This is a genomic window from Arthrobacter sp. CAN_A2, assembly GCF_015752045.1.
Lineage (GTDB): Bacteria > Actinomycetota > Actinomycetes > Actinomycetales > Micrococcaceae > Arthrobacter_D.
Genome location: NZ_JADOUS010000036.1, coordinates 1 through 5,809 on the forward strand (window position 1 = coordinate 1; position 5,809 = coordinate 5,809).

At 64.4% G+C, this 5,809-nt stretch carries 7 protein-coding genes; 5 read left to right on the top strand and 2 right to left on the bottom strand.

What is annotated here, in order from left to right; all coding sequences use genetic code 11:
* Nucleotides 1-45 precede the first annotated feature (45 nt).
* Nucleotides 46-339: a hypothetical protein gene (locus tag IWX63_RS16150; RefSeq protein ID WP_199279175.1), complete on the bottom strand. Its 294-nt coding sequence runs from the start codon at nt 337-339 to the stop codon at nt 46-48.
* Nucleotides 340-444: 105 nt separating this feature from the next.
* The gene (locus IWX63_RS16155; protein ID WP_199279176.1) at nt 445-633 is read right to left on the bottom strand and encodes a hypothetical protein; all 189 of its coding nucleotides are present in this window, start codon (nt 631-633) and stop codon (nt 445-447) included.
* A gap of 380 nt (nt 634-1,013) precedes the next feature.
* On the opposite strand from IWX63_RS16155, the gene IWX63_RS16160 reads away from it, so the two are divergent.
* The 5 genes from IWX63_RS16160 (at nt 1,014) to IWX63_RS16180 (ending at nt 5,289) form a co-directional block, all read left to right on the top strand.
* Nucleotides 1,014-1,727 (top strand): recombinase family protein, encoded by a 714-nt coding sequence (locus IWX63_RS16160; RefSeq protein ID WP_199279177.1) that lies wholly within the window; start codon nt 1,014-1,016, stop codon nt 1,725-1,727.
* Entirely contained in the window at nt 1,724-1,993 is a 270-nt protein-coding gene (locus IWX63_RS16165; RefSeq protein WP_199279178.1) for a hypothetical protein, read from the top strand. The genes IWX63_RS16160 and IWX63_RS16165 overlap by 4 nt, the downstream gene beginning before the upstream one ends.
* A 40-nt stretch (nt 1,994-2,033) precedes the next feature.
* On the top strand, nt 2,034-2,504 hold the full coding sequence (locus IWX63_RS16170; protein ID WP_334685940.1) for a hypothetical protein: 471 nt from the start codon (nt 2,034-2,036) through the stop codon (nt 2,502-2,504).
* 106 nt (nt 2,505-2,610) lie between these two features.
* Nucleotides 2,611-3,555 carry an oxygenase MpaB family protein gene (locus IWX63_RS16175; RefSeq protein ID WP_334685941.1) on the top strand — a complete coding sequence of 315 codons (945 nt, stop codon included), beginning with the start codon at nt 2,611-2,613 and terminating at the stop codon, nt 3,553-3,555.
* Nucleotides 3,556-4,092: 537 nt separating this feature from the next.
* Nucleotides 4,093-5,289, top strand: coding sequence for an IS110 family transposase (locus tag IWX63_RS16180; protein WP_334685942.1), 1,197 nt, complete (start codon nt 4,093-4,095; stop codon nt 5,287-5,289).
* The last annotated feature ends 520 nt before the right edge of the window (nt 5,290-5,809 follow it).

The following is a 5,809-nucleotide window of genomic DNA, read 5'->3' on the forward strand; positions in this document are numbered from 1 at the left end:
AAAATGCAGTGTGGTAACTACATTTTCCCACGTCAGGGGCACCTTTCAGCTCTTAACACGCCTCGCTGAACCGCCCTCATGAAAGCCCGAGGCTAAGGAGTCGATGCCGTTTTCGAGGATGAGGCTGCCGGAACCACCGTCCTCGCCGGCAATCTGCCACCTCACCCAGACCCGGCTCAGTTCGATGACATCGCTATCGGGAAGTCCCCTGCCATTCATCCCGTCAACGACCCTCACCACTCGAAAGGTGAGTGAGCGCAATTCTTCGCTGGTGAGCATCGACTCGAACATGGGCTGAAGAAGCCGCTTCACCTCCCAAACCTGCATCAGTTCCCTCATGCGCTCATCGTAGAGGCACCAGAGCTACCGGCACCCACGCCGCCAGCATCCCGTAAATCCATCGAATTGTGCACTGCCCAGCAGTGGGGAGCCAGTATCTGAGAGCTACTTCCGCTGTTTTTGCAGGACCGCGCTGAGGACCGTAACCACGACCGTGACAAAGCACAGTGGTATGGCGACGGTTGCGAGCCCCTGGCTGATATCCCCTTCCAATAGAAGCCAGAAGAAGAGAATCCCCGCGGCTGCAGCATCCAGCACCAAGGCGTCATGGATATTTCGGGCCCCGGTTGTCATACCCGCAGGCTAGCAACCGGTGTCGCAGGGAGAACTAAAGCATTGGTTGCAGAGGTGCCGTAAGGCGGTCGCTCACCGCTCGTGCAGGGGACTCTGGGAGTCTGTGCAGGCGACTGCAAGAACTGACACTTGTCAGTGGTATTGGGCCGGGGAGCGTATATATAGCCGGGACGATGAAAACGGGCGCAACGCTACCCCAAGTGGCACTGGCCAAAAACCTCCGTTTCTGGCCACTGCGCCGAACCTGCCCGAACGCAGTCGTTCTAGGTGGCCGAAACACTTGGCCGAAAGCGTTTCGACCGAAACCACTGGTAGAACGTTTTCGGCCACTCCCGTACGATCGAGGGACAGCCGACGACGAACCGGGGGAGGGGTAGGACATGCCGAACATCATCGGGTACGCCCGGGTCAGCACCCGGGACCAGAACCCGCAGCTGCAACTGGACGCCCTCACCGCAGCCGGCGCCGCACGGATCTTCACCGACACGGCCACCGGGACGAACATCAACCGCCCGCAGTTGACCGCAGCACTGGAGTACCTGAACCCCGGGGACGTCCTCGTGGTGTGGAAGCTGGACCGGCTGGGCCGGTCCGTGCGGGACTGCATCGGGCTCCTCGAGGGCCTGCACGGGCGAGGTATCGAGTTCCGATCCCTGACCCAGGGCTTCGACACCACCACGGCGCAAGGGAAGTTCTTCTACACGGTGATGTCCGCATTCGCGGAGCTCGACGTGGAGCTGCTGCGCGAACGCACCCACGAAGGGCTCGCCGCTGCCCGACGCCAGGGCAGGGTCGGTGGCCGGCCCACCGTCATGACGCCCGAGCGGACCGCGGACGCGGTCCGTAAGTACAACGAGGGCGTGCGTATCTCCCAAATCGCCGCAGTGCTCGGCGTCGGCCGGGCCAGCGTCCGCCGCGCCCTCGAACGCGCACTCGACACCGAGACCGGCTCCGACACCGATACCGACTCCCAGGACACTCCGGACATTCAGGAAGAGTCCGGCATCAGGGCCGGCGCTCAAGCCGACAAGACCAAGACTAAAGCGACGTCGACGAAGGCGCAGACCTCGACCCGAAAGCAGACACCACGATGATGCTCGTCGCCCTACCCGTCGCGTTCCTGTTCGGCATACTCCTGCGCAACGCGTTCACTCATCCGTGGCGGACTCTCGCCACGATCACTAGGTGGTCCTGCTGGTACACGGGTTTCTTCGCCGCACTGTTCACCGGCTGCGCCGTATATTTCCAGTATTGGACGATCGCCGTCTGCTCCCTCGTGGTCACCGTCCTGTTGTTCTGGATTGCTCGACGCCTCGGCGTCCTCCGCAACCGCGTGCCTCGGCCGCGCGTGGCCCGATGACACGTCGGCGCGGGTAGGGGCAGTGGAACGGCGGCGCCGGGTGGAGACTGACCGGTTCTGGGAGAAAGTCGTCCGAGGCCCGCGGTCGACTGATTGTTGGATCTGGGTTGGCGCCGTCGCTGATGACGGGTACGGACGGTTCTGGGTCACCCGCGACGGCGGACAGCGCGCCCTGCGGCCGCAACGTTTCGCCTACGAACATCTCACCGGGGAAACCCTGCACTCGGGAATCATCCTCATGCACGTCTGCGACGTGCCGCTGTGCGTCCACGCCACGACCGGCACTGACTCTCACCTGCTGCCGGGCACCCAGGCACTGAACATGCTCGACCGGTCCCGGAAAGGCCGGCACGCCAACGCGTCCTCCTTCCAGTGGCGCGGGATCGGCCGCGCCCAGTTTCACGCCCAGTCCGTTGAGCTGCGCACTGCTCTCCTCGAGCACGGATGGAACGAAACGATCATCCGGCCCCTGCTCACCGGCACCAACCCCGAAGCCCCCACCCTCTTCTGACGGGCGTATGGAATCGGCAGCACCCTGTCAGGTCCGTGTTCTACGCTACGTAGTGGAGTCCCGCACGGGATGTCCATCGTCGTCGACCTACCGTCGTTGGAGCATCATGCCTGTGAGCTCGATACCGCGCCCCGCCGAGCTGTCCGACCGAGTCCGCAGTGCGTTCCGCGCCCGGGTCTCCGGTGACCCTACCGGGGCGCCGGATTGGGTGCGCGACATCGCCTTGGTCGGCGAGGGGCCGGGCTTGTTCGAGCCCGACGGCGTCGTCTGGCAAGTCCACGGTGGCCTTTCTACTTTGGTCGGCGGCGTCGCGGCCCTCCTCGGCCAGGGCGCACACCCGCTGGCGATGGCCGGGGTCGCACGGCATTCCTCCTACCGCAGTGACCCCTGGGCCCGTCTCGCCGGGACCGCGCGCTGGCTCACCATCACCACCTTCGGCTCCGTGGAACTCGCCGAGCGGGACTCGGCACGAGTCCGCCGCATGCACGGGCGGGTCCGCGGCACCACCGACGACGGCCGCGCCTACGCGGCCTCCGACCCCGCCTTGCTGCGCTGGGTACACCTGGCCTTCACCGATGCCTTCCTCGGGGCCCACGAAGCCGTCGGCAGAGACCTGACCCCGCGGTTCGGCCGCACCTGGGCCGACACCTACGTCTCAGACTGGTCCCGCAGCGCCCGGACCCTCGGCGCCGAAGACCTGCCAGTCAACCGTCGAGAGCTCACAGAAGCACTGTGCGCGCTGGAACCCGACCTCGAACCCGTCCCCGCCGAACTCCTGACCTTCCTCAGCGCCCCAGACGGGCTGAACCGTGCCGAGCGGATCTTCTACAGCGGTATCGCAAGCGCCGGGGCGCTGGTCATATCCCCGTCCGTGGCACCCCTGGCGGGGGTGCCCGGTCGCGGTGACCGCTCGCTCGCCAATCGCCTTCGGTTGCAGCGCACCCGCTTGCAGTTGCGGGCTTTCCAGTTGGCCCTCGGGCCGCATAGCCCCTCCGTGGATGCGGCGCGCTACCGGCTCGGCCTCGCCGGCCGCCCGGACTGGCTCGACTGAGCCTCGGCCTCTACTGCTGCCCCGACCGCGCGCATTACGCCTGGTCGACACCGATGAGTGAATGAGTATTTGAGTAAGTGAGTAAGTGAGTAAGGGCTGGCACCTGATGGGTGTCGGCCCTTCCGTCGTTGCTGGGGTTCCGTTGGCTGGCGGCCGCGGGCGGCCGGCGGTCTACAGGCTTCCCAGGATTGTCGCTGGCGCTCCAACCATGGCAATGGTCCTGCGCTTCGCTCCGGCCTGATGAGGTCCGGGCTGCTCCTTCGTCGCACCCGACCCTGATGTTTTTTGTCTGCTGTCCTTATGTTGTTGCTGGGTGGTTTCGTGGCCGTTGTAGGGTCGTGGCTACCCGGGGGAGGTGGGTATGGCTTTGCTGCTGTGGCCGGACGATTCATTTCGTGACGGCTCCGAAGGATTGGCCGCCTGCCGTTCCCGCGATGGCCCGACCGCTGATTGAGAGACGCGACAAGATCGCCGGATAAGGACACGACGGCGCGGTTATCTGCCGGGTTTCACCCATACGACAGACTGGAGGCAGTTTTGACGAAAGTGTGGGCCGGTATCGACGCCGGCAAAGCCCATCATCACTGTGTTGTGATCGATACCGACGGCAACCGGCTGCTATCGCAGAAGACCCCAAACGACGAACCAGCCTTGCTCGAGCTCATCGCCAACGTCCTCAATATCGCCGACGGGGACGAGGTCATCTGGGCAACAGACCTGAACCACGGCGGACCGGCGCTGCTGATCGCGATCCTCGTCGCCCACGGCCAGGACATTCTCTACATTCCAGGCCGGATCGTCCACCACGCCTCCAAGCTCTACCGCGGAGAGGGCAAAACGGACGCCAAAGATGCCGCCGTCATCGCTGACCAGGCCCGAATGCGCAAAGACCTTCAGCCGCTGCGGGCCGGGGATGAGATCAGCACCGGTCTACGGATCCTCACCGCCCGTCGGGCCGACAAATCAGCGGACCGGGTCCGGGCGATCAACCGTCTGCAGGCCCAGCTGCTCGAGTACTTCCCGGCACTCGAGCGGGCCTTTGACTACAGCCGCTCCAAGGCCGCCTTACTGTTGCTCACCAAACACCGCACCCCGGACGGGATTCGCCGCACTGGGCAGACGCGGCTGCATTCCTGGCTGAAGAAACACGGCACCCGCTCCTCCGCCGCTGTCGCCCAGGCCGCCATCGATGCCGCGAAGTCCCAGCACACAACCGTCCCGGCCCAGCACCTCGGAGAACAAATCGTCGCAGCCCTGGCCCAGGAGATCATCACCCTCGACAAGGAACTCGCCGACCTGGACGCGCTGATCAGTCAGAAGGTCATCGAACACCGGCACACCCGGATCCTGCTGAGTATGCCCGGCTTCGGTCCCGTCCTAGCCGCCGAGTTCCTCGGCGCCACCGGCGGAGACCTCACCGTCTTTGAAACCGCGGACCGGTTCGCCGGCGTCGCCGGGCTCGCTCCCGCGCCCCGTGACTCCGGCCGCATCAGCGGCAACCACCACCGGCCCCGCCGCTACGACAGGCGGCTGCTGCGCGTCTTCTACCTCTCCGGCCTGTCGGCCCTGAAAAGCTGCCCGGCCTCCCGGACCTACTACGACCGCAAACGCGGTGAAGGCAAAACCCACATTCAGGCCATGATTTCGTTGGCCCGGCGCCGCCTCAACGTCCTTTGGGCCATGCTCCGCGACGGGACAACGTACGGATCTCGGCCGGCTGTTTCATCAGCTTGATAGCCTTCGGGTTCTCATACGCGGGATAGCCCAGAAGTGCGCGTCAAGATTCTTCAAGGACCAGACCAGCGGCTTCCGTATACCGCACGATCCAATAATGGTCAGAGGCAGTCCAAGCATTCCCTCGCATGGGTGCTTTCGCTGCCCATTCAGCGGCCTGGCCGAGCCAGATGTTCTTGAGTTCCCAGCTCATGCGCTGGCGTATCTCGGAGGGAACCGAGCTGACCCACATCATCAGAGGACTCCTGTCATGGGTTCCCAGATCGAAGTATTGTGGGCGGGCATCCGATGGCCAATGGAGGTGTAGGACCATCCGCCCTTCAAATCTCGCGTCCGTCCGGCTGAACCCAAAACTCCCCACAATTGCCTTTGCGGACAGAAGAGCGGCACGGACCTCATCCATGCTCAGTGGGTAAGACCATCCTTTAGCCTCGATCTTTCATGAGGCGGTTTCGTTGGTGTGATCGGGGCTTACTGGCTGCCTGATGTGTTTGATTCTGGCAGGTGGGTGTGACGATTC

What these genes read in the sequence shown, in the direction of transcription:
- IWX63_RS16150 (WP_199279175.1), bottom strand. Translation starts at nt 339, where the DNA reads ATGAGGGAACTGATGCAGGTTTGGGAGGTGAAGCGGCTTCTTCAGCCC.
- IWX63_RS16155 (WP_199279176.1), bottom strand. Translation starts at nt 633, where the DNA reads ATGACAACCGGGGCCCGAAATATCCATGACGCCTTGGTGCTGGATGCT.
- IWX63_RS16160 (WP_199279177.1), top strand. Translation starts at nt 1,014, where the DNA reads ATGCCGAACATCATCGGGTACGCCCGGGTCAGCACCCGGGACCAGAAC.
- IWX63_RS16165 (WP_199279178.1), top strand. Translation starts at nt 1,724, where the DNA reads ATGATGCTCGTCGCCCTACCCGTCGCGTTCCTGTTCGGCATACTCCTG.
- IWX63_RS16175 (WP_334685941.1), top strand. Translation starts at nt 2,611, where the DNA reads ATGCCTGTGAGCTCGATACCGCGCCCCGCCGAGCTGTCCGACCGAGTC.